At 66.8% G+C, this 23,615-nt stretch carries 20 protein-coding genes; 7 read left to right on the top strand and 13 right to left on the bottom strand.

Annotated elements, in window-relative coordinates; all coding sequences use genetic code 11:
* Positions 1 to 5: 5 nt before the first annotated feature.
* From sdhA to WT97_RS17990, 4 genes are all read right to left on the bottom strand, one after another.
* Positions 6 to 1,781 carry a succinate dehydrogenase flavoprotein subunit gene (gene sdhA / locus WT97_RS18005; RefSeq protein ID WP_059501162.1) on the bottom strand — a complete coding sequence of 592 codons (1,776 nt, stop codon included), beginning with the start codon at positions 1,779 to 1,781 and terminating at the stop codon, positions 6 to 8.
* Positions 1,782 to 1,784: 3 nt separating this feature from the next.
* Positions 1,785 to 2,153, bottom strand: coding sequence for a succinate dehydrogenase, hydrophobic membrane anchor protein (sdhD, locus tag WT97_RS18000; RefSeq protein ID WP_006487767.1), 369 nt, complete (start codon positions 2,151 to 2,153; stop codon positions 1,785 to 1,787).
* Positions 2,154 to 2,157: 4 nt separating this feature from the next.
* Entirely contained in the window at positions 2,158 to 2,574 is a 417-nt protein-coding gene (gene sdhC / locus WT97_RS17995) for a succinate dehydrogenase, cytochrome b556 subunit (RefSeq protein WP_034205188.1), read from the bottom strand.
* A gap of 168 nt (positions 2,575 to 2,742) precedes the next feature.
* Positions 2,743 to 3,567, bottom strand: a complete 825-nt coding sequence (locus WT97_RS17990) for a GntR family transcriptional regulator (protein WP_082741959.1) — start codon at positions 3,565 to 3,567, stop codon at positions 2,743 to 2,745.
* Between the two features lie 288 nt (positions 3,568 to 3,855).
* Here WT97_RS17990 and WT97_RS17985 point away from each other — a divergent pair, with 288 nt between their 5' ends.
* The 5 genes from WT97_RS17985 (at position 3,856) to acnA (ending at position 11,019) form a co-directional block, all read left to right on the top strand.
* Complete coding sequence (locus tag WT97_RS17985) at positions 3,856 to 4,842, top strand: malate dehydrogenase (RefSeq protein ID WP_006487742.1); 987 nt, start codon at positions 3,856 to 3,858, stop codon at positions 4,840 to 4,842.
* Between the two features lie 183 nt (positions 4,843 to 5,025).
* The gene (locus WT97_RS17980) at positions 5,026 to 6,033 is read left to right on the top strand and encodes a CoA ester lyase (protein WP_060353963.1); all 1,008 of its coding nucleotides are present in this window, start codon (positions 5,026 to 5,028) and stop codon (positions 6,031 to 6,033) included.
* A gap of 230 nt (positions 6,034 to 6,263) precedes the next feature.
* Complete coding sequence (locus WT97_RS17975) at positions 6,264 to 6,779, top strand: hypothetical protein (RefSeq protein WP_059501164.1); 516 nt, start codon at positions 6,264 to 6,266, stop codon at positions 6,777 to 6,779.
* Positions 6,780 to 6,801: 22 nt separating this feature from the next.
* The gene (locus tag WT97_RS17970; protein WP_060353962.1) at positions 6,802 to 8,253 is read left to right on the top strand and encodes a bifunctional 2-methylcitrate dehydratase/aconitate hydratase; all 1,452 of its coding nucleotides are present in this window, start codon (positions 6,802 to 6,804) and stop codon (positions 8,251 to 8,253) included.
* Positions 8,254 to 8,301: 48 nt separating this feature from the next.
* Entirely contained in the window at positions 8,302 to 11,019 is a 2,718-nt protein-coding gene (acnA, locus tag WT97_RS17965; RefSeq protein WP_059501166.1) for an aconitate hydratase AcnA, read from the top strand.
* A gap of 133 nt (positions 11,020 to 11,152) precedes the next feature.
* On the opposite strand, the gene WT97_RS17960 is transcribed toward acnA, so the two are convergent.
* Genes WT97_RS17960 through WT97_RS17950 form a run of 3 tightly spaced genes read right to left on the bottom strand, consistent with a single transcriptional unit; the run spans position 11,153 to position 12,335 of the window.
* On the bottom strand, positions 11,153 to 11,584 hold the full coding sequence (locus tag WT97_RS17960) for a DUF1801 domain-containing protein (protein WP_060353961.1): 432 nt from the start codon (positions 11,582 to 11,584) through the stop codon (positions 11,153 to 11,155).
* Positions 11,581 to 12,012 (bottom strand): SRPBCC domain-containing protein, encoded by a 432-nt coding sequence (locus tag WT97_RS17955; RefSeq protein ID WP_060353960.1) that lies wholly within the window; start codon positions 12,010 to 12,012, stop codon positions 11,581 to 11,583. Before WT97_RS17955 ends, WT97_RS17960 begins: the two co-directional genes overlap by 4 nt.
* Positions 12,012 to 12,335 (bottom strand): helix-turn-helix transcriptional regulator, encoded by a 324-nt coding sequence (locus WT97_RS17950; protein ID WP_059501169.1) that lies wholly within the window; start codon positions 12,333 to 12,335, stop codon positions 12,012 to 12,014. The genes WT97_RS17955 and WT97_RS17950 overlap by 1 nt, the downstream gene beginning before the upstream one ends.
* Positions 12,336 to 12,985: 650 nt before the next feature.
* Here WT97_RS17950 and WT97_RS17945 point away from each other — a divergent pair.
* The gene (locus tag WT97_RS17945; RefSeq protein WP_060353959.1) at positions 12,986 to 14,719 is read left to right on the top strand and encodes a protease pro-enzyme activation domain-containing protein; all 1,734 of its coding nucleotides are present in this window, start codon (positions 12,986 to 12,988) and stop codon (positions 14,717 to 14,719) included.
* A gap of 63 nt (positions 14,720 to 14,782) precedes the next feature.
* Here the strand turns inward: WT97_RS17945 and WT97_RS17940 are convergent, their stop codons facing one another.
* From WT97_RS17940 to WT97_RS17920, 5 genes are all read right to left on the bottom strand, one after another.
* Entirely contained in the window at positions 14,783 to 16,201 is a 1,419-nt protein-coding gene (locus WT97_RS17940) for an MFS transporter (protein WP_082742251.1), read from the bottom strand.
* Positions 16,202 to 16,454: 253 nt separating this feature from the next.
* Entirely contained in the window at positions 16,455 to 17,291 is an 837-nt protein-coding gene (locus WT97_RS17935; RefSeq protein ID WP_027782591.1) for an ABC transporter permease, read from the bottom strand.
* 37 nt (positions 17,292 to 17,328) lie between these two features.
* The gene (locus WT97_RS17930) at positions 17,329 to 18,585 is read right to left on the bottom strand and encodes an ABC transporter permease (protein WP_060354075.1); all 1,257 of its coding nucleotides are present in this window, start codon (positions 18,583 to 18,585) and stop codon (positions 17,329 to 17,331) included.
* 111 nt (positions 18,586 to 18,696) lie between these two features.
* Positions 18,697 to 19,743 (bottom strand): ABC transporter substrate-binding protein, encoded by a 1,047-nt coding sequence (locus WT97_RS17925; RefSeq protein WP_060353958.1) that lies wholly within the window; start codon positions 19,741 to 19,743, stop codon positions 18,697 to 18,699.
* A 76-nt stretch (positions 19,744 to 19,819) separates the two neighbouring features.
* Positions 19,820 to 20,920 (bottom strand): ABC transporter ATP-binding protein, encoded by a 1,101-nt coding sequence (locus tag WT97_RS17920; protein ID WP_060035748.1) that lies wholly within the window; start codon positions 20,918 to 20,920, stop codon positions 19,820 to 19,822.
* 107 nt (positions 20,921 to 21,027) lie between these two features.
* Between WT97_RS17920 and WT97_RS17915 the strand changes: the two genes are divergently transcribed.
* Complete coding sequence (locus WT97_RS17915) at positions 21,028 to 22,548, top strand: PLP-dependent aminotransferase family protein (protein ID WP_060353957.1); 1,521 nt, start codon at positions 21,028 to 21,030, stop codon at positions 22,546 to 22,548.
* 30 nt (positions 22,549 to 22,578) lie between these two features.
* Here the strand turns inward: WT97_RS17915 and WT97_RS17910 are convergent, their stop codons facing one another.
* On the bottom strand, positions 22,579 to 23,613 hold the full coding sequence (locus WT97_RS17910) for a lipase secretion chaperone (protein ID WP_060353956.1): 1,035 nt from the start codon (positions 23,611 to 23,613) through the stop codon (positions 22,579 to 22,581).
* Between the last annotated feature and the right edge of the window lie 2 nt (positions 23,614 to 23,615).

Genomic DNA, 23,615 nt, shown 5'->3' with positions numbered 1-23,615 from the left:
TCGGCTTAGAACGTGCGCGGCTTCGGCGGCACGGATTCGACCGTCAGCGGCTTCATTTGTACCGGCTTGTAGTCGAGGCGATCGCCTTCGCTGTACCACAGCGTGTGGCGCAGCCAGTTCTCGTCGTCGCGGTGTTCGTAGTCGCTGTGCGCGTGCGCGCCGCGGCTTTCCTTGCGCGCTTCCGCCGACACCATCGTCGCGCGGGCGACTTCGATCAGGTTCTCCAGCTCGAGCGCTTCGACGCGCGCGGTGTTGAACACCTTCGACTTGTCCTTCAGGTGGATGTTTTCCACGCGCGCCTTCAGGCCGGCCATCTGCTCGACGCCTTCCTTCAGCAGTTCCGACGTGCGGAACACGCCTGCGTGCTTCTGCATCGTCGAGCGGATATCGTTCGCGACGTCCTGCGTGTATTCGCCCGACGTCGACTTGTCGAGCTTCGCCAGGCGCGCCAGCGAGAATTCGCCTGCGTCGGCCGGCAGCGGCTTGTGTTCCTTCTGGTTCTTCACGTGCTCGACGATGTGGTTGCCGGCCGCACGGCCGAACACCACGAGGTCCAGCAGCGAGTTCGTGCCGAGGCGGTTCGCGCCGTGCACGGACACGCACGAGCATTCGCCCACTGCGTAGAAGCCGTTGACCGGTTCCTTGTGATCGCGCGACGTGCCGACGACCTGACCGTGGATGTTGGTCGGGATGCCGCCCATCTGGTAGTGGATCGTCGGGACGACCGGGATCGGTTCCTTGATGCAGTCGACGTTCGCGAACTTCAGCGCGATTTCGCGGATCGACGGCAGACGCTTCATGATCGTCTCGGCGCCGATGTGCGACAGGTCGAGCAGCACGTGATCCTTGTTCGGACCGACGCCGCGGCCTTCCTTGATTTCCTGGTCCATCGAACGCGACACGAAGTCACGCGGCGCCAGATCCTTCAGCGTCGGCGCATAGCGCTCCATGAAGCGCTCGCCGTTCGAGTTGCGCAGGATGCCGCCCTCGCCGCGCACGCCTTCGGTGATCAGCACGCCTGCGCCGGCCACGCCGGTCGGGTGGAACTGCCAGAACTCCATGTCCTGCAGCGCGATGCCCGAGCGCGCGGCCATGCCGAGGCCGTCGCCGGTGTTGATGAACGCGTTCGTCGATGCCGCGAAGATCCGGCCTGCGCCGCCCGTCGCGAACAGCGTCGTCTTGCCTTCCATGATGTAGACGTCGCCCGTCTCCATTTCGAGCGCCGTCACGCCGAGCACGTCGCCGTCCGCGTCGCGGATCAGGTCGAGCGCCATCCATTCGACGAAGAACTGCGTCTTCGCCTCGACGTTCTGCTGGTACAGCGTGTGCAGCAGCGCGTGACCGGTACGGTCGGCGGCCGCGCAAGCGCGCTGGACCGGCTTCTCGCCGTAGTTCGCGGTGTGGCCGCCGAACGGGCGCTGGTAGATCGTGCCGTCCGCGTTGCGGTCGAACGGCATGCCGAAGTGCTCGAGCTCGTACACGACGTTCGGCGCTTCACGGCACATGAATTCGATCGCGTCCTGGTCGCCGAGCCAGTCGGAGCCCTTGATCGTGTCGTAGAAGTGGAAGTGCCAGTTGTCTTCGCTCATGTTGCCGAGCGACGCACCGATGCCGCCTTGCGCGGCGACCGTGTGCGAACGCGTCGGGAACACCTTCGACAGCACGCCGACCGACAGGCCCGCGCGCGACAGTTGCAGCGCTGCGCGCAAGCCGGAGCCGCCTGCGCCGACGATCACGACGTCGAACTTGCGGCGCGGGAGGGAAGTTTTAATTGCAGCCATTCTTTACACTCTCCAGAGAATCTGCGCGGCATAGCCCGCACATGCGAGCAGCCAGACGATGGTCAGCGATTGCAGCAGCAGGCGCACACCGACGGGCTTCACGTAGTCCATCCAGATGTCGCGCACGCCGACCCATGCGTGGTAGAAGAGGGAGAGCAGCATCACGAAGGTCGCGAGCTTCATCCATTGCGCGGCGAAGATCGATGCCCAGCCTTCGTACGAGAAATCGTGCGCGCCGAAGAAGAGGACGAGCAGAATGACCGTGTAGACCGCCATGATCGTGGCGGTGACGCGCTGCGCGAGCCAGTCGCGCAGGCCGTAGTGTGCACCGACGACGAGGCGCTTCGAGCCGATTCGGTTATTGGCTGCCATTTTCTTAGAATGCTCCGAACAGTTTGAGTGCCATGGCGATCGTCAGCGCGATCGAGACGACAAAGACGACGACGGCCGTCCGCTTGCCGCCTTCCTTCGAGACGGCGTCGTGGTTGACGTCCATCAGCAGGTGGCGAATGCCGGCGCAGAAATGGTGGAAGAAGGCCCACGACAACGCGAGGACGATCAGCTTGACGACGATGTTGGAGAGGAAAGCCTTGAAGACTTCGAAGCTGAGCTCGGAGGTGAGGCTCTGGTCGAAGAGGAACAGCAGGAACGGCAGGAACAGGAACAGCAGCGCGCCGCTGATACGATGGAGAATCGACAATGTCGCAGCCAGCGGCATGCGATATTTCAACGTGATGTCGCCGATTCCGATGTTCCGGTATTCCGGCCTCGGCTTTCTTACTGCGTCAGTCATGCTAGACCCCTACTATGTTGTCACACTAATCCGCGATTTTAGCGCCTTTTTATATCGCGCTGCAGCGAAAGTCTGCTCTGGATAATTGCGCGAACAAGAACAAAGGCGGCCCGAAACGTGCTTCGCGAGCGTGGGAAACGCGAATGCACGCGGCTGAGCCGAACGTCGTCAGCTCAAGTCATTTTGATAGTAGTACCCGGTTGTGACATACCAGCCGCGACGCACCTCCACCGGCCGGTCCCCGTACGTATAGGACACGCGCTCGACCGACAGCAGCGGGAAGCCCGCCGGCACGTGCAGCAGGTCGGCCACCGCCGGATCCGCCGCCACCGCGCGGATCTTCTCCGTCGCGCGGATCATCCGCGTACCGAACTCCGTCTCGAACATCGCGTAGAGCGGCCCCTTGTACTCGCTCAGCCGCTCGAACGTGAGCCCGCGGAACATCGCGCCCGGCAGCCAGATCTCGTCGAGCACCGTCACTTCGCCGTCGAATTCCAGCAGGCGGCGCACCTGCACGACTGGATCGGCGGGCTTCAGGTCGAGCTGCCGCGCGATCTCGGCCGGCGCGCGCAGGCGCCGGCATTCGAGCAGACGGCTCACGTGCGGGTGCTCGGCGCCGTCGTCGGCCAGCAGACGCAGGAAGCGGAATTGCGCGCGATCCTCGTTGTGCGTTGCAACAAAAGTGCCCTTGCCCTGCCGCCGGACCACGAGGTTCTCGGCGGCCAGCTCGTCGATCGCCTTGCGCACGGTGCCCTGGCTGACCTTGTAGCGGGCCGCGAGCTCCACTTCGCTGGGGATGATCTCACCGGGCTTCCATTCGCCGGATTCGAGACTTTGCGTGATCAGTGACTTGATCTGCTGGTATAACGGGCTGAACGTCGGCGACGCGGACGCCGCGGGCGAGGCTGCGGGATCGCCCGCGCCCGGCTGCCCTGGGCCGCCTGCGCCGGTCTGATTCGCGGTGTTCGCCTGGTTCGATGTCATGGCGCGCATTTCATCACAAACCGCACTTTTTCGTCCACTCAATTTCCGCAAAACATCTGTCTTATATAAGACATATGATACCGTTTGACTTTGCGCGTGACGGCTCCTACACTCCCGGTCGAGCAAGGGTTCGCGGGTGCAACAGCGCGTCCCCGGCTACGTGCCTCGGCCGTCTCCAGGTTCACCGCGTCCGCCATCGCGAGTCCTCCGCCCTGCTTCAATGCAACGCTACGCACAACGCGCATAGAATGGCGTTTTCGCTCGCGTCCAACGCTTCACCCGTCCTGGAGATTTTCAATGGCTAAGCCCGCAAAGCGCGTTGCCGTCACCGGCGCCGCAGGTCAAATCGCTTACTCCCTGCTGTTCCGCATCGCGAACGGCGACCTGCTCGGCAAGGATCAGCCGGTCATCCTGCAACTGCTCGACCTCCCGCAAGCCCAAGCCGCCGTCAAAGGCGTCGTGATGGAACTCGACGACTGCGCGTTCCCGCTGCTCGCGGGCGTCGTGATCACCGACGATCCGAAGGTGGCATTCAAGGATGCAGACGTCGCGCTGCTGGTCGGTGCACGTCCGCGCTCGAAGGGCATGGAGCGCAAGGACCTGCTGTCGGCGAACGCCGAGATCTTCACGGTTCAGGGCGCTGCGCTGAACGAAGTCGCCAGCCGCGACGTGAAGGTGCTGGTCGTCGGCAACCCGGCGAACACGAACGCGTACATCGCGATGAAGTCGGCGCCGGATCTGCCGAAGAAGAACTTCACGGCCATGCTGCGCCTCGACCACAACCGCGCGCTGTCGCAGCTCGCCGCCAAGTCGGGCAAGCCGGTCGCGTCGATCGAGAAGCTCGCCGTGTGGGGCAACCACTCGCCGACGATGTACCCCGACTTCCGCTTCGCGACCGCCGAAGGCGAATCGCTGCTGAAGCTGATCAATGACGACGTGTGGAACCGCGACACGTTCATCCCGACCGTCGGCAAGCGCGGCGCGGCGATCATCGAAGCGCGCGGCCTGTCGTCGGCCGCGTCGGCAGCCAACGCGGCGATCGACCACGTCCGTGACTGGGTGCTCGGCACGAACGGCAAGTGGGTCACGATGGGCATCCCGTCGGACGGCTCGTACGGCATCCCCGAAGACATCATCTACGGCGTGCCGGTCACCTGCGAAAACGGCGAGTACAAGCGTGTCGAAGGCCTGGAAATCGACGCGTTCTCGCGCGAGAAGATGGACGGCACGCTGGCCGAGCTGCTCGAAGAGCGCGACGGCGTCGCCCACCTGCTGAAGAACTAAGCCTCACGCATCGCGCCGGGCGGCCTTCGGGGCGCCCGGCTTCGGCACGGGCCGGTGCGCCGCCGGCCCTGCCGATCGATCCGATCCGCGCACGTTTTGCCGCCCGCGCCCGCCGCGCGCCGGCCCAGAACCTGCCCGAATCCGATTTTCTCCACGTTGACCCGCTTCCCTGACGTAGACGAGATGGCCGCGCTCACTCCTGCACAAGTGCTGTACGACGGGGCGTCACCGCCCGCGATCCTGCCCTGCTGCGATCACTACGCGGGCAGCGAGAAGCTGATGCGCAAGTCGCTCGCACTGCAGGCCGAGCTGGGCCCCGTGTTCGACGTCACGTTCGACTGCGAGGATGGCGCGGCCGTCGGCCAGGAAGCCGCACACGCGGTGCTCGTCGCCGATCTGCTCGGCAGTGCCGAGAACCGCTTCGGCCGCGTCGGCGTCCGCATCCACGACTTTTCCCACCCGCACTGGCGCGACGACGTGCGCATCGTGCTGCGCGCATCCCGCGTACCCGCCTACATCACGCTGCCGAAGGTCGCGAACGCCGCCGACGCGGCCGAAATGACCGCGTTCATCGAAGGCACGCGCCGCGAGCTCGGCATCGCGCAGCCGATCGCGGTCGACGTGCTGGTCGAGACGCACGGCGCGCTCGCGCAGGCGGCCGCCCTCGCCGCGCTGCCGACGGTCGGCACGCTGAGCTTCGGGCTGATGGATTTCGTCTCCGCGCACCACGGCGCGATCCCCGATTCCGCGATGCGCTCGCCCGGCCAGTTCGACCATCCGCTCGTACGCCGCGCGAAGCTGGAAATCGCCGCGGCCTGTCACGCGCACGGCAAGACGCCGTCGCACAACGTGACGACGGAGGTGCGCGACATGGGCGTCGTCGCCGGCGACGCACGCCGCGCGCGCGACGAATTCGCATTCACGCGGATGTGGAGCATCCACCCCGCGCAGATCCGCCCGATCGTCGACGCGTTCGCACCGCGCACCGACGAAGTCACGCTGGCCGCCGAGATCCTGCTGGCCGCGCAGGCCGCCGACTGGGGCCCGACGCGCCACGGTGATACGCTGCACGATCGCGCGAGTTATCGTTATTACTGGTCGGTGCTGCGCCGCGCGCGGGCCACCGGCCAGCCCGTACCGGACGAGGCCGCGCCGCTGTTCGGGCCGGCCGCCGCAGGCGCCGCGCGTTGAGTGTGCGCCGCCGGCCGATACACGAGTTTCATGCATTCGCGGTTTCGCGAACCGGATAGACGTTTGCGAAACGACAAAAAACGTAACGGAGCCCGAAAACCTGATGTATGCGCGGCCAAATAGGTGAAAATAGCGGCCGCTGCGCGCTTTCGGGGCGCGTGCAGTTTCAAACCGGCCGGCGGTTTCGATTGCCGGCCCTTGTCAACTGATTATCGAAAGGTTCTGACTCCATGAAGAAACTCCTGATCGCTACCGCCATCGGCGCCTTGTCCGCCACGATGCTGGTGTCGGCTCCGAGCGCGTTTGCCCAGGGTACGGCCACCACGACCGCGAAGAAGGCCACGGCCAAGCGCCCGGCGCCGGCCAAGCGCATCATCCCGCGCAGCAAGAAGGCGCAGGCACGCGCGGCCGCCAAGGTCGATCCGGTACCGGACGGCGCGGTCAAGTGGTCCTGCAAGGAAGGTCTGTCGTTCGACCTCGCCGGCGACATGAAGCGCGACCAGGTCGTCACGGTTCACTGGGCGAAGAAGAACTACAAGCTGCCGCGTCAGGCCACGACGACGGGCGCCGACACGTTCTACGATCCGGCAGCAGGCTTCAAGCTGGTCGTGATCCCGAGCAAGGCGATGCTGTTCTCCGACGCAAATGGCGGCGAGCGCCTCGCTGACGAATGCGTCACGCCGGAAATGGCACAAGGCGGCGCAGCGCCGACGCAGGCGAACGAACTGAAGCCGGCAACGAACTAAGTACGTTCCTCCCGGCCCCTCGATGTCCGCCCCGGTCTCCAACGCCCGCCCTGCTCCGGATACGGTACTCGTCGACATCGTCGACTACGTGCTGAACCCCGGCATCGACAGCGCGCTCGCGCTGGAGACGGCGCGTCATTGCCTGATCGACACGCTCGGATGCGGACTCGAGGCGCTGTCCTACCCTGCCTGCACCAAGCTGCTCGGCCCGGTCGTGCCCGGCACGATCGTACCGAACGGCGCGAAGGTGCCCGGCACGTCCTTCCAGCTCGATCCCGTCCAGGCCGCGTTCGGCATCGGCGCGATGATCCGCTGGCTGGACTTCAACGACACCTGGCTCGCCGCCGAATGGGGTCATCCGTCCGACAACCTCGGCGGAATCCTGGCGACGGCCGACTGGCTCTCCCGCACGGCCCGCGCGGCCGGCCGGAAGCCGCTCACGATGCGCGACGTGCTGGTCGCGATGATCCAGGCCCACGAGATCCAGGGCTGCCTCGCGCTCGAGAACGCGTTCAACGCGGTCGGGCTCGACCACGTGCTGCTCGTGAAGGTCGCGTCGACGGCCGTCGTCGGCCGGCTGCTCGGGCTCACGCGCGACGAGCTGATCAACGCGGTCTCCCATGCGTTCGTCGACGGGCACGCGCTGCGTACCTACCGCCATGCGCCGAACACGGGTTCGCGCAAGTCCTGGGCGGCCGGCGACGCCACGTCCCGCGCGGTGCGCCTCGCGCTGATCGCGAAAACAGGTGAAATGGGCTATCCGTCGGCGCTCACCGCCAAGACCTGGGGCTTCTACGACGTGCTGTTCGACGGCAAGCCGTTCCGCTTCCAGCGCCCGTACGGCACGTACGTGATGGAAAACGTGCTGTTCAAGATTGCGTTCCCCGCCGAATTCCATGCGCAGACGGCCGCCGAGGCCGCGCTGCAACTGCACGCGCAGCTCGCCGCGGCGGGCCGCACGACCGACGACATCGCGCGGATCACGATCCGCACGCATGCGGCCGCCATCCGCATCATCGACAAGCAAGGCCCGCTCGCCAATCCGGCCGACCGCGACCACTGCATCCAGTACATGGTCGCCGTGCCGCTGCTGTTCGGCCGGCTGACCGCGGCCGACTACGAAGACGCGGCCGCGGCCGACCCGCGCATCGACGCGCTGCGTGCGAAGACCGTGTGCGTCGAGGATCCGCAGTTCACGAAGGATTATCACGATCCGGACAAGCGATCGATCGCGAATGCGCTGACGATCGAGTTCACGGACGGATCGAAGCTTGCCGAAGTGGCGGTCGAGTACCCGCTCGGCCATCGGCGGCGCCGTGCGGACGGCATCCCGCTGCTGGTCGACAAATTCCGCACCAACCTCGCCCGCCGCTTCCCGGCCAAGCAGCAACAAGCGATTCTCGACGTGTCGCTGGACCAGGCAAAGCTCAACGCGATGCCGGTCGATGAGTACGTCGACTTGTATGTGATATAGCCCCCACAGGACACGTTGTTTCCTAGCCTCAAACCCAGGAAAATCACCATGGCCCACAATCTCCACAAGACCCTCAAGGAATTCGACAGCGGTTCCGGCAAAGGCAAGTTCTACTCGCTGCCGCAACTCGGCAAGGAACTGAAGACGAAGATCGAGCGCCTGCCGGTGTCGATCCGCATCGTGCTCGAGTCCGTGCTGCGCAACTACGACGGCAAGAAGATCACCGAAGAGCACATCGAGCAGCTCGCGAACTGGAAGCCGACCGCGAAACGCGTCGACGAGATTCCGTTCGTCGTGTCGCGCGTCGTGCTGCAGGACTTCACGGGCGTGCCGCTGCTGGCCGACATCGCGGCCATGCGCGGCGTCGCCGAGCGCACGGGCAAGAACCCGAAGAAGATCGAGCCGCTGGTGCCGGTCGATCTCGTCGTCGATCACTCGGTCCAGATCGACTACTTCCGCCAGAAGGACGCGCTCGACCTGAACATGAAGCTGGAATTCCAGCGCAACAACGAGCGCTACCAGTTCATGAAGTGGGGCATGCAGGCGTTCGACACGTTCAAGGTCGTGCCGCCGGGCGTCGGCATCGTGCACCAGGTGAACCTCGAATATCTCGCGCGCGGCGTCCACAAGAAGACCGACGGCGCCGATACCGTGTACTACCCGGACACCCTCGTCGGCACGGACAGCCACACGACGATGATCAACGGCATCGGCGTGGTCGGCTGGGGCGTGGGCGGCATCGAGGCGGAAGCCGGCATGCTCGGCCAGCCGGTGTATTTCCTGACGCCGGACGTGGTCGGCGTCGAGCTCAAGGGCAGGCTGCGCGAAGGCGTGACGGCCACCGACCTGGTGCTGACGATCACCGAAATGCTGCGCAAGGAGAAGGTCGTCGGCAAGTTCGTCGAATTCTTCGGCGAAGGCACGCAGTCGCTGTCGCTGCCGGACCGCGCGACGATCGGCAACATGGCGCCGGAATACGGCGCGACGATGGGCTTCTTCCCGGTCGACGAAAAGACGATCGAGTACTTCGAAGGCACGGGCCGCACGAAGGCCGAGATCGCCGCGTTCGAAAACTACTTCAAGGCGCAGAACCTGTTCGGCATCCCGAAGGCCGGCGACATCGACTACACGAAGACGGTGACGCTCGACCTGGCGACGGTTGCCCCGTCGCTGGCCGGCCCGAAGCGCCCGCAGGACCGCATCGAGATCGGCAACGTCAAGTCGACGTTCACCGACCTGTTCTCGAAGCCGGTCGCGGAGAACGGCTTCGCGAAGAAGGCGGAAGACCTGAACACGCAGTACACGACGAGCAACGGCGTCGACGTGAAGAACGGCGACGTGCTGATCGCCGCGATCACGTCGTGCACGAACACGTCGAACCCGAGCGTGCTGCTGGCTGCCGGCCTGCTCGCGAAGAAGGCGGTCGAGGCCGGCCTCACGGTCGATCCGAAGATCAAGACCTCGCTCGCGCCGGGATCGCGCATCGTCACCGAATACCTGACGAAGACGGGCCTTCTGCCCTACCTGTCGAAGCTCGGCTTCGAAGTCGCGGCCTATGGCTGCACGACCTGTATCGGCAACGCGGGCGACCTGACGCCGGAACTGAACGAAGCGATCACGAAGAACGACATCGTCGCGGCGGCCGTGCTGTCGGGCAACCGTAACTTCGAAGCGCGCATTCACCCGAACATCCGCGCGAACTTCCTCGCGTCGCCGCCGCTCGTCGTCGCGTACGCGATCGCCGGCAACATCACGCGCGACCTGATGACCGAGCCGGTCGGCAAGGGCAAGGGCGGCCGCGACATCTACCTCGGCGACATCTGGCCGACGAGCGACGAAATCCACGCGCTGCTCAAGTTCGCGCTCGATCCGAAGAAGTTCGAGGACAACTACTCGAAGCTGACCAAGAAGGGCGACCTCTGGAGCAAGATCGAGGGCGAATCGGGCGAAGTCTACGACTGGCCGAAGTCGACCTACATCGCCGAGCCGCCGTTCTTCGGCAACGACTTCTCGATGGAGCCGGCTGCGTCGATCCCGACGGTCAAGGGCGCGCGTGCGCTCGGCATCTTCGGCGACTCGGTCACGACCGACCACATCAGCCCGGCAGGCTCGATCAAGGAAGATTCGCCGGCCGGCAAGTGGCTGAAGGAAAACGGCGTGCAGAAGGCCGACTTCAACAGCTACGGCTCGCGCCGCGGCAACCACGACGTGATGATGCGCGGCACGTTCGCGAACGTCCGGATCAAGAACCTGATGATCCCGGCGAAGGCCGACGGCACGCGCGTCGAAGGCGGCCTGACGATCCACCAGCCGAGCGGCGAACAGCTGTCGATCTACGACGCAGCGATGAAGTACGTCGACGCCGGCACGCCGACCGTCGTGTTCGCGGGCGAGGAGTACGGCACGGGCTCGTCGCGCGACTGGGCCGCGAAGGGCACGCAGTTGCTCGGCGTGAAGGCCGTGATCGCGCGCAGCTTCGAGCGCATCCACCGCTCGAACCTGGTCGGCATGGGCGTGCTGCCGCTGCAGTTCAAGGGCGCGGACAGCGTCCAGTCGCTCGGCATCACCGGCGAAGAGACGTACGACATCGAAGGCCTCGGCGACGACTTCAAGCCGCAGCAGGACGTCACGCTCGTGATCCATCGCAAGAACGGCGAAACCCAGCGCGTGCCGGTGCTGCTGCGCATCGATACGCCGATCGAAGTCGACTACTACAAGCACGGCGGGATCCTGCCGTTCGTGCTGCGCTCGCTGCTCGCAGCGTAAGCGCGCAGCCGTTGCAGGCGCCGCAGCCGCCTCGCGGGCGGTTGCGGCCGATTTGGATGCCCGACCTCGTGTCGGGCTTTTTTTCGCCCGTGCTTTACGTGGCTGTACGCGGCTTTACGCGCCCTTAAGTGCCTTAAGCCGCCTTGTCTGCGCGCGCCTTCGCGCCCGAGCCTCGCGCGTTTTTCTTCAGGTGCGTGCGGTTGTATTCGATCGCCGCGCGCACGAGATTCTTCAACGCCCGCTTGTCGAGCTTGTCGCCTTCGAACAGATCGATCGCGCGTCGCGCATTGCCGTCGAGGCCGTCGTTGAACAGCTTGTCCGGATCGGGGAGCTGCGCGCCGTGCATGAACGTCACTTTCACCTTGCCCTTGTGCGCGTTCGCGACCGCGATCGTCCCGTCGCACGACCAGACGGGGCTGCCCATCCATTTCCATTCCTCGACGATGCCCGCTTGCGCCGCGAGGATCGTCTGGCGCACGTCGGCCAAGGTTTTGCCGCGCCAGTCGGCGATGCCCGCGATCAGCGCATCGATGCGCGCCGACGATGTGAGCTCCGGTGCACTCATGCGCGGGCCTCCGTGCCTTCGTCGGGACGCGACAGCACCTGTGCGAGCGAGTCGAAGAACCGTACCCAGCCGTACTGCGCGCCGCGGTACGCCTGCTCCTGGTCGGGGCGGAAGCCGACCTGCTCCATGCGCAGGTGCGTGCCGGCCGGCGTCGGCGTGAGCGTCCACGTCACGATGCTGTCGAGCCCGTGCGCCGCCCACGTATAGGACAGCGTGCGATGCGGCTCGATCGTGAGGACCGTGCAGTCGACCGAGCCCCAGTCCGCGCGGAAATGGAAGGCATGGCCCGCGACGGGCTCGAAGTCGCTCTTCATGAGCCACACCTCGATCAGGTGCGGTTGCGTGAGCGCGCGCCAGATTTTCTCCGGCGGATGGGGCAGCTCCCGGTCGACGACGACGGAGCGCGTTTCGGTAGTGGCTCGGTTCATTACTGATCCATCCTTTTGAGCAGATCTTCGAGGGCATCGAACCGGCTCTGCCAGAAGCCTGCCATCTGGCTCGTCCAGTCGATCAACGGGGCCAGCGCTTTCGGCTGCGCGCTGTAGTGCGTCTGCCGGCCTTCGTGACGGTCGTTCACGAGCCCGGCCTGCTTCAGTACGCCAAGGTGTTTCGACACGGCCGGCTGCGAGACGCCCGCATGGGCCGTCAGCGCGGCAACCGTCAGTTCCCCCTCCGCGCACAGCCGCTCGAAAAGCGCGCGGCGCGTGGGATCGGCAAGCGTTCTGAAAAGCGTGTCCTGAGCAGTTTGCATGTCGTCCTTCGATTCATAACCGATCGGTTATGAATCGAAGGATATCCGCTGATCGGCATACGTCAAGGCGCAATTTCGCGCACCACGCGGATCGATCTCTGCACGACCGCCACGTGCGCCGCACCGGCTCGAGCCGACGCCGAATTCGAGTCTTTCCTCTAATTCACGATTACGACGTGCGATCCGAAAGCCGCCTGCAAGACTGGCCGATGCGCCGTTCCACAGTTCGGGAAACGTTCGGGGTCGGCCGGCTCCGTTCACATCCCTGCGCGAATCGGTTCCTGACGAGTCGCTTCCAATGACCACATAGTGCGATCCGACGTGCAGCCATTGACACGCAAACGCCATGCATCCGCGCGGCGCGCCCGTCCGCGACCGCGCACATTCCGATGCTGCAACGAGCGACGCGTGCGCGGGAGCGACGCGCGTTGCCACGCCTTCGCACCGCGAACCGGTTCCGCTCACCGGCGCCGCCACTCCCGGCGCGCACGGCGCCGCGCATGCACTCATGCGCCCCCGTTGTCAGAACTGACAGCTATGGAAACTGGCAGCTACCCGAACGGCACCGACGCCCTACGCTCGTCACCGCTCGCGGCCCCACAAGGGCCGGGGGTTCCAGTAACGTCGCCTCTCCTAAAAAAGGACTCCCGATGAAAAGGAACGCCTGGTTTGCCCTTCCCCTTCCGTCGCCCCGCCGCCTTGCGTGCGTGGCACCGCTCGTGTTCGCCGCCGCGGCGGCGCACGCGGCGACGGATTGGGTCGATACCCATACGAAGGCCTTTCTGACCGGCCCGCAGTTGATGGCGCGCAGTGCGATGCCGTCGCTCGAACTCGCGGCCGGCGAGACGACCGACGTCGTCGTCAGCCTGAAGCTGCGCAACGCCGCCCAGCTCAAGCAACTGGCGCGCGACGTGAACCGGCCCGGCAGCGCGCATTACCGCCAGTACCTGACGCACGAGCAGTTCCTCGCGAACTACGCGCCGACCGACGCGCAGGTGAAGTCGGTCGTCGACTATCTGCACAAGAGCGGCTTCGTGAACGTCGAAGTCGCGCCGAACCGGCTGCTGGTTTCCGCGCACGGCACGGCTGGCACGGTGAAGACCGCGTTCAACACGTCGCTCGTGCACTTCCAGTACGCGGGCCGCTCGGGCTTCGCCAACACGTCGACCGCGCAGGTGCCGCGTGCACTCGGCGACGTCGTCGGCTCGGTGCTCGGGCTGCAAAGTGTCGCGCGTGCGCGGCCGATGCTGCGCGTCGGCAACGTGGCGAAGCCGCAGGCGCTCGCGGCCGGCACGGCGACGGGCCACTACCCGAAGGAATTCCCGGGCCTCTACAACGCGACCGGCGTGCCGACCGCGGCCGGCGTGACCGTCGGCATCATCACGATCGGCGGCGTATCGCAGACGCTGCAGGACCTGAAGCAGTTCACGTCGAGCAACGGCTACGGCACGGTCGCGACGCAGACCGTCAAGACCAACGGCACGGGCGGCAGCTACACCGACGACCAGGACGGCCAGGGCGAATGGGATCTCGACAGCCAGTCGATCGTCGGCTCGGCCGGCGGCCAGGTCGGCAAGCTGGTGTTCTACATGGCGGACCTCAACGCCGCCGGCAACACGGGCCTCACGCAGGCGTTCAACCGTGCGGTGTCGGACAACACCGCGAAGGTGATCAACGTCTCGCTCGGCTGGTGCGAAACCGATGCGAACGCGGACGGCACGCTCGACGCCGAGGAACAGATCTTCACGACGGCGGCCGCGCAGGGCCAGACGTTCTCGGTATCGTCCGGCGACGAAGGCGTGTACGAGTGCAACAACCGCGGCTACCCGGACGGCGCGAACTACACGGTGTCGTGGCCGGCTTCGTCGCCGCACGTGCTCGCGATCGGCGGCACGACGCTCTACACGACGTCGGCCGGCGCGTTCTCGAAGGAGACGGTGTGGAACGAAGGGCTCGATTCGAACGGCAAGCTGTGGGCGACGGGCGGGGGCGTCAGCACGATCCTGCCGGCGCCGGCGTGGCAGTCGGGCAGCAACCGTCAACTGCCGGACGTGTCGTTCGACGCCGCGCAGAGCACGGGCGCGTACATCTACAACTACGGCCAGTTGCAGCAGATCGGCGGCACGAGCCTCGCCGCGCCGATCTTCACGGGCTTCTGGGCGCGGCTGCTCGCGGCGAACGGCACGGGCCTCGGCTTCCCTGCCGGCAACTTCTACGCGGACATTCCGGCGAACCCGTCGCTCGTGCGCTATGACGTCGTGTCGGGGAACAACGGCTATCAGGGGTACGGCTACAACGCAGGCACCGGCTGGGATCCGACGACCGGCTTCGGCAGCCTGAACATCGCGAACCTCAACCAGCTGATCAAGTCCGGCGGGTTCTGAGCGATGCATGAAGACCGGCGCGCGGCGATGGTTGCCGTGCGCCGGCTTGGATCGTGCCGTGCCCTACTCCGTCGCCGGTTCCTTTACGCGCTCCGACACGACCGGTGCGCCGGCCCGATGCGACGGCGCGAACAGCCGCAGGCCGCTCGCGACGCTCGCCGCGCCCGCAAAGCCCGCCCCGAGCATCAACGCAAGCGTCGGCCCGTGGCGCCCCGCGATCCCGAACGACAGTGCAACCAGCGCCGCGCCCGTCGCCTGCCCGATCAGCCGCGCGGTCGCGATGATCCCGCTCGCGCCGCCGCTGCGCTCGGGCGGCGCGCTCGACATCAGCGCTTTCAGGTTCGGCGACTGGAAGAAGCCGAAGCCCGCGCCGCACAGCATCATCCGCCAGCCGATATCGACGACGCCCGGCGACACCGGCAGCGCGGCGAGCGACACCATGCCCGCACTCAGCAACGCCAGGCCGATCGCACCGAGCAGCCCGGGCGGATAACGATCCGACAGCCGCCCCGCGATCGGCGCGGCGAGCGCGACGATCGCCGACCACGGCGTCATCAGGAACCCCGTTTCGACCGCGTTGCGATGCAGGACGGTTTCGAAATAGAACGGCAGCGACACGAATGCGAGCCCTTGCGCGGCGAACGCGCACACGGCGGTCAGCGCGGACAGCGTGAACACGGGCCGGCGGAACAGGTCGACCGGCAGCATCGGCGCCGGATGCCCGGCCTGGCGGCGGATCAGCAGCCAGCCGAACGAGAAGGCTATCGCGGCCGCCGCGAACACGACCGTCAGCGGCCCGCGCTGCGCGAATTCGCCGAGCGCGAAGATCAGCGACGCGAACGTGATCACGTTGAACAGCGCCGCAACCGGATCGAACGCATGCTTGCCGCGCGCCGTCTGCGGCAGCGACGGAATCGCCACGGCGAGCGCGCACACGCCGAGCGGCACGTTCACCGCGAACAGCCACGGCCACGCGGCCACCGACAGGATCAGCGACGCGATCGTCGGCCCCACCGCGAACGACACGCCGACGACGAGCGCGTTGAAACCGACGCCGCGCCCGAGCCGATGCGCGGGAAACAGGCCACGGATCAGCGCGACGTTGACGCTCATGATCGCGCTCGCGCCGAAGCCCTGCACGATGCGCGCGGCCGTCAGCGTCGGCAGCGTCGACGCGAGCGAACACCCGAGCGACGCCAGCGTGAACACCGCCAGCCCGGCGACATACACGCGCTTGTGGCCGACGATGTCGCCGAGCGACGCGAACGGCAGCAGCGTCGCGACCATCGCGAGCTGATAGGCGTTGATGATCCACACGGACGCGGCCGGCGACGCATGCAGGTCGGCCGCGATGGCGGGCAGCGCGGTGTTCGCGATCGCGGTGTCGAGCGTCGCGAGCGCGACGGCCAGCAGCACGGCGGACATCGCGCGCCAGTTGACGGCCGGCTCATGCGCGCCGGCGGGGGAAGCGAATTCGGACAAGATGGGCTCGGCTGACGAGCGACGCGCAGCGTCGCGGATTGAGCGGCGCGGCACCGCATCCTCCGTGCAACGGCAACGGAGCGCGCGGCGCCGCGAGCCGTATTGTTGCAGAGCCGCATCGAACGTGCAGGCGGCCGCCTCGTCAGTCGGCAAAATGAAAGCTTCGCCACGCCGCGCCGGGTGCGCGGCATCGTCGAAGACGCAACGATCGGCGGCCTTACGGCCCGCCGAACGGGGCGGCCGGCGCCGCTATTTACGACACCGCACGCCGCGCATTGCGGCCGCGCAGCCATTCGAGCGCGAGCAGCAGGCTCGTCGAGAAGACGATCAGGATCGTCGCGAGCGCGGCGATCGTCGGGCTGATGTTCTCGCGAATGCCCGTAAACATCTGGCGCGGCAGCGTCGTCTGGTCCGCGCCCGCGAGGAACAGCGTGACGACCACTTCGTCGAACGACGTCGCGAATGCGAACAGCGCGCCCGACATCACGCCCGGCGCGATCACCGGCAGCGTCACGCGGAAGAACGTCGTGACCGGATTCGCGCCGAGCGACAGGCTCGCGCGCACGAGATTCTGGTTGAAGCCCTGCAGCGTCGCGGCCACCGTCGTCACGACGAACGGCACGCCGAGCGCCGCGTGCGCGGCGATCAGCCCCGTGTACGTATTCGCGAGCCCGAGCGGCGCGAAGAACAGGTACATGCCGACACCGACCACGACGACCGGCACGATCATCGGCGACAGCAGCACGGCCATCAGCAGCCCCTTGCCGCGGAAGTCGGCCTTCGTCAGGCCGATGGCCGCGAGCGTGCCGAGCACGGTCGCAACGACGGTCGCCGACGGCGCGACGATGAAGCTGTTCTTCGCGGCCATCCGCCACTCGTCCGATGCGATCAGGTTCTCGTACCAGCGCGTGGAGAAACCCGGAATCGGATAGACGAGGAACGTGCTCGACGAGAACGACAGCGGCACGATCGCGAGCACCGGCAGGATCAGGTACAGCAGCGTCAGCACGACGAGCACGCGCAACGCGACGTACCACGCGCGCTCGACGAACGACATGTGCGGCGCGAACAGCGGCCTGGCGAGTTTCATGGTGGGCATCCCCTTCCCGTTTTCCAGTGCCCGGCGCTCAGCCGAGGCTCACGTTGGTGCGCGTGAAGCGCCCGTACACCGCGTACAGCACGAGCGTCGCCGCGAGCAGCAGCCCGCCGAGCGCGCACGCCATGCCCCAGTTGATCGTCACGTTCGTGAAGTACGCGACGTAGTAGCTGACCATCTGGTCGTTCGGCCCGCCGAGCAGCGCGGGCGTGATGTAGTAGCCGATCGCGAGGATGAAGACGAGCAGCGCGCCCGCGCCGACGCCCGGATAGGTCTGCGGCACGTACACGCGCCAGAACGCGGCAAACGGATGGCTGCCGAGCGACACGGCCGCGCGCTGATAGGTCGGCGGAATCGACTTCATCACGCTGTAGAGCGGCAGGATCATGAACGGCAGCAGGATGTGCGTCATCGAGATGTACACGCCGACGCGGTTGAACAGCAGCGTCAGCGGATGCGAGATCAGCCCGCTGCCGAGCAGCGCCTTGTTGACGAGCCCTTCGCTCTGCAGCAGCACGATCCATGCGGCGACGCGCACGAGCACCGAGGTCCAGAACGGAATCAGCACGAGAATCATCGCGAGGTTCGCGCGCCGCTCCGACAGCGTCGAGATCCAGTATGCGAGCGGATAGCCGAGCAGCAGCGCGAACAGCGTGACGGCGATGCCGATCACGAACGTGCGGCCGAAGATCGCGAGGTAGATCGACTGGTCGGGATCGGCCTGCACGATGCGGCCGAAGCCGTCCTGCTTGTGATCGAGCGCCGCGAGCAGGTAGAACGGCGACACCTGGCTGCCGTTCTTCGCGATCGCCTGCCAGTACGCGAGCTCGCCCCAGCGCGCATCGAGGTCGATCAGCTTGGCGCGCGTCTGCGCAGGCGTCGGCGCCGCGTCGCCGTCGCCCTTCAGCGGGATCGCACGCGCCGTCTTCGCGACGAGCGAGCGATAGCCGGGAATCTCGGTGTTCAGCCGCCGTGCGAGCGCGCCCATCGCCTCGCTGTCGGCCACCTTGGTCATGTCGGCCGCGAGCGCGACATACGCGGCGTCCGCCGGCGGCGTCTTGCGGTCCCAGCCCGACAACGCGGCGACCGTGTTCGGCAACGCGGTCGCGATCTCCGGGTTCTGCACCGCGCGCGTGAGCAGCGTGCCGATCGGCACGACGAAAATCAGCAGCAGGAAAATCGCGAGCGGCGCCACCAGCAGCAGCGCCATCGTGCGCTTGCGGGCCTCGGCGGCCTTCAGCTCGCGCTTGAGCGCGGCGGTCGACGGCGAGGATGGCGCGATCGTCATCGTATTCAACGGTTCTCTCCGGCCGGGCACGTTCCGGCGGAATGCCGCGCGACGCGATCGACGCGTCGCGCGGTCGGTTGCATCACGACACCCGTGAGGATGCCTGACCGGTTACTTCGTTGCCCACGCGGCGAAGCGCTGTTCGAGCTCGTCGCTGTGGTCGGTCCAGAAGCCGATGTCCTCCAGCACCGCGTTCTTGCCGTTGGCCGGCGAGTTCGGCAGGTTCGCGAGCGTCTTCGCGTCGAGCGACTTGATCGCGGCGATGTTCGCCGGGCCGTACGCGATGTGCTGCGCATACACCTGCTGCGGCTTCGGCGTCAGCGTGTACGCGATGTACTGCTCGGCGAGCGCCTTGTTCGGCGAGCCCTTCGGAATCGCCCAGTAGTCGAGGTCGTAAATGCTGCCGTTCCACACGACCTTCAGGTTCTTGCCTTCCTTCTGCGCGGCGTCGATGCGGCCGTTGTACGCGGTCGACATCACGACGTCGCCGGCGACGAGGAACTGCGGCGGCTGCGCACCCGCTTCCCACCACTGGATGTACGGCTTCAGCTCGTCGAGCTTCTTGAACGCGCGATCCTGGCCGGCCTTCGTGCCGAGCACCTTGTAGACGTCCTTCGTCGCGACGCCGTCGGCCATCAGCGCGAATTCGAGGTTGTAGCGCGCGCCCTTGCGCATCCCGCGCTTGCCGGGGAATTTCTTCACGTTCCAGAAATCGGCCCAGCCGGTCGGCGCCGACTTCAGCTTGTCCGCGTTGTACGACAGCGCCGTCGACCACACGAAGAAGCCGACGCCGCACACCTGCGGCGATTCCGGGATCAGGTCGGATTTCTTCGCGATCTTCGACCAGTCGAGCTTCTCGTACAGCCCTTCGTCGCAGCCGCGGTTCAGGTCGCCCGATTCGACTTCGACCACGTCCCAGTTGACGTGCTTCGCCTCGACCATCGCCTTCACCTTCGCCTGCTCGCCGTTGTATTCGACGGCCGTGACCTTGTTGCCGGTCGCCTTCTCGAACGGCTGGTTGAATGCGACCTTCTGCGCGTCGCCGTTCGCGCCGCCGAAGTTGACGACCGTGAGCTCGGCAGCCGTGGCCGATGCGCCGAACGCGGCCAGTGCCAGCGCGAGCGCCGTGCGGCGCGCGGTGAAGCTTGCTCGTTTCATGATGGTTCCTCTCCTCTCGTGGTGGAAGTGGGCTTTGTTGTTGACGACGTGCTGCGGGAAACCAGGTAAACCGTGCTCACGCGAATACGCGCAAATGTTCGGGCGAGAACGCAAGCGAGACGGGCGCGCCGGGCGAAAACGCGTCGAGCGCGCCGGTGCCGAGCGGCACCTTCACGAAACATTCGTCCTGGCCGGGCAGCGCGCAGCGCATGCGCACGTGATCGCCGAAATAGATGAGGCTGCGCGCCTCGCCGCTCACGCAATTGGCGGTGCCGTTCGCACCATTCGCGCCGTGCGCCGCGAGGCTCATGCGCTCGGGGCGGATGCACGCGACGGCCGCTGCGCCCTCGGCGGCTTCGCCGATATGGCGGCCGACGAGCTTCGTGCCGTCGTCGAGCCGGAATTCGCAGAATTCGCCGTCGACGCGCGCGATGGTGCCGCGCAGCCGGTTGCTGTCGCCGATGAAGTTCGCGACGAATTCGTTGCACGGCGATTCGTACAGGCGGTCGACGGTGTCGAGCTGCTGCACGATGCCCTTGTCGAACACGGCGACGCGGTCGGACATCGTCAACGCCTCGCCCTGGTCGTGCGTCACGTACACGAAGGTCACGCCGAGCTTTTCGTGCAGCGCCTTCAGTTCGTACTGCATGTGTTCGCGCAACTGCTTGTCGAGCGCGCCGAGCGGCTCGTCCATCAGCACCAGCTTCGGCTCGAACACGAGCGCGCGCGCCAGCGCGATGCGCTGCTGCTGGCCGCCCGACAGTTGCGCCGGATAGCGTTTCGCGAAGCGCTCCATCTGCACCATCCTCAGCGCATGCGCGACGCGCTCCGCGCGCTCGGCGGCAGGCAGCTTGCGTACCGTCAACGGATACGCGACGTTCTGCTCGACCGTCAGGTGCGGAAACAGCGCGTAGTTCTGGAACACCATGCCGATGTTGCGCTTGTGCGGCGGCACGTTGTTCAGCAGCTCGCCGTCGAGGCGGATCTCGCCGCCCGTCGGGAATTCGAAGCCGGCGAGCATCATCAGGCAGGTCGTCTTGCCCGAGCCGGAGGGCCCGAGCAGCGTCAGGAATTCCCCGCGGCGGATGTCGAGGTCGAGCGATTTGACGACGAGCGTCTCGCCGTCGTAGGTCTTCCGCACGCCGCGAAAGCTGACGATCACATCATCGGACTTCATCGTGCTGTCCCCCTGGCTCCGCGCAATTGATTTTGAGATGCGAGTCACTATACGGCGCGCACGGTTCTACAATAGGGAACCATTTCAATATTCCAAGTAGGACCACTTTGGATACCGTGATCGTCGCCGACTGGCTCTCCGCCCGCATCGACCGCAGCTCGCCCGAACCGATGTACCGGCAACTGCTGCAACTGATGCAGCAGGCCATCCTGACCGGAGAATTGGGGCCGGGAACAAAGCTGCCGAGTTCGCGCACGCTCGCGGGCGACCTGTCGATCGCGCGCAATACGGTCCTGCACGTGTACGACCAGTTGACGGCCGAAGGCTATGTGCTGACGACGACCGGCAGCGGCACCTACGTGGCCGACACGCGGCCGGACGCCGCCGCGATCCGCGTGCCGGGCGCCGCGCCGTCGTCGGTCGCGGACGAACCGCCGCCGCCCGACGCGCAGGGCAGCCTGTCGATGCGCGGGCGGCAACTGATCGAGCATGCAGGCGTCTCGCGGCGCCAGTGGGGGGCGTTCATGCCAGGGGTGCCGGACGTGTCGGAATTCCCGAGCCGCACGTGGAGCCGCCTGCAGGCGCGGCTGTGGAAGGAGGCCAATCCGGAGCTGCTGACCTATGCGCCGGGCGGCGGCTACCGGCCGCTGCGGCGCGCGCTCGCCGATTACCTGCGCGTCGCGCGCTCGGTCAAATGCTCGCCGGACCAGGTGATCATCACGACGGGCATCCATCAATCGATCGATCTCGCGGTGCGGCTGCTGTCCGACATCGGCGATCGCGCGTGGGTCGAGGAACCCTGCTACTGGGGCGTGCGCAGCGTCCTGCAGGCGGCCGGCCTCACGCTCGCGCCGGTGCCGGTCGACCAGGAAGGGCTCGACCCGCGCGCGAGCGACATGCAGCGTCCGCCGCGGCTCGTGCTCGTCACGCCGTCGCATCAGTACCCGCTCGGGATGGTGATGAGTCTCGCGCGGCGCCGCATGCTGCTCGAATATGCGCGCCAGCACCGCTGCTGGATCATCGAGGACGACTACGACAGCGAATTCCGCTACGGCAGCCGCCCGCTCGCGTCGCTGCAGGGGCTCGACGATGGCGGCCGCGTGATCTACGTCGGCAGTCTCGGCAAGATGCTGTTCCCGGGGCTGCGGATGGGCTACATGGTCGTGCCCGAGCATCTGGTCGACACCTTCCGCACCGGGCTGTCGGAGCTGTATCGCGAAGGCCAGTTGATGCAGCAGGCCGTGCTCGCCGAATTCATCATGGACGGCCATCTCACTTCGCACGTCAGACGAATGCGCACGCTGTACGGCGAGCGCCGGCAACTGATGATCGACGCGATCCGCGCGCGCTTCGGCGACGCGCTGCCGGTGATGGGCGACGAAGCCGGCCTGCATCTGGTGCTCGGCCTGCCCGACGCGTGCGACGATCGCGCCGTCACGCAGAGCGCATTCGACGCGGGCGTGATCGTGCGCCCGCTCACCAGCTACTACAGCAACCTCGACACCGCGCGACAGGGCCTGCTGCTCGGCTATGCATGCGTCGCGCACGAAGGCATCCGCCCCGCGTTCGACACGCTCGCCGATACCATCGAGCACCATCTGCCGCGAGACATCACGCGCGCGGCATGAAGCCCGCCGCATACGGCGGCACCCGATTCGTCAATGCGCGCTGCCCGCTCCACGATCGAGCGATGCCGCGCGCACGGCTTCGCCTGGCTTCGTGAACACGCGCTGCCGCAGCGCGGCAATCTGCGCGTCGCGATCCTGCGGCGACAGACCGGCCGATTCGATCTGCGCACGCTGCGCCGCATAATCCGCGTAACGGCTCTGCCACGACGCATCGTCCTGCTGCATCTGCGCGACGCGTGCCGCCGCCTCGGGGCCGAGCGTCTGCGTCAGTTGCGCGCGCATCGCATCGGGCGTCGCGCCGCTCTTCTGCAATTGCGCGATCTGGTCGATCGCGGCGCGCTGCCGGTCCACCCGCTGCTGCGCCGCGCGTTCGTCGGCCGGCATCTGCTGTTCGAGCGCCGCGAGCCGCTCGGCCTTCTGCACATCCGTCAGTGAGCGATCCCGAACGATCTTCAACCGTGCCAGGTCGTAGCGCTGCCGCCACTGCTCCGCACCGAAGAACGGCTGGCTCCAGTCGCCGAGCGTGCGGTACGCGATCGACGCGCGCTGATCCAGCGCAAGCTGCAACGCGCCCAGGTCCGACTTGTCGGCCGCTCCGGCATCGCGCAACGTCGCGAGCGCATCGAGATACGCGCGATACCGGTGCCATACGTCGAGCGCCTCGGCCTGCGCGACCGTGCCGTCGAGTTGCGCGGCGATCTCGCGTACGACAAACGCATCGAGCGCGGACGCGCTCAGGTCGCTCTGCGCACTCAGGCAATAGTCGAAGAAATCGCGCACCGCGCGCGACTTCGCGAGATGCCCGCCCGCATCGAGCGGCAACCGTGGTGCGCTGGAACCGGCGAGCGACGGCGGCAGGCCCGCACTCGCCGGCACGGCGGGATGCGGTGCGGCAGCCGCCACGCCGCCCACCGCTGCCGCCGCCGGCGCATCGCCCGCGGCGCCCGTGCCGCGATGCGATCCCGCACCGCTCCACATCGCGACGCCAGCAACCGCCGCCAGCCCCGCGACACCATAGATCGCCACGCGCCGCGCCAGCGGCGCGCGCCCTTCACGTGCCGCCATCG

The sequence above is a fragment of the Burkholderia sp. MSMB1459WGS genome (genome assembly GCF_001534535.1).
Classification (GTDB): Bacteria; Pseudomonadota; Gammaproteobacteria; order Burkholderiales; family Burkholderiaceae; genus Burkholderia.
Note: the sequence above shows the minus strand (reverse complement) of the source record. Positions and strands in the feature narration are given on the sequence as shown.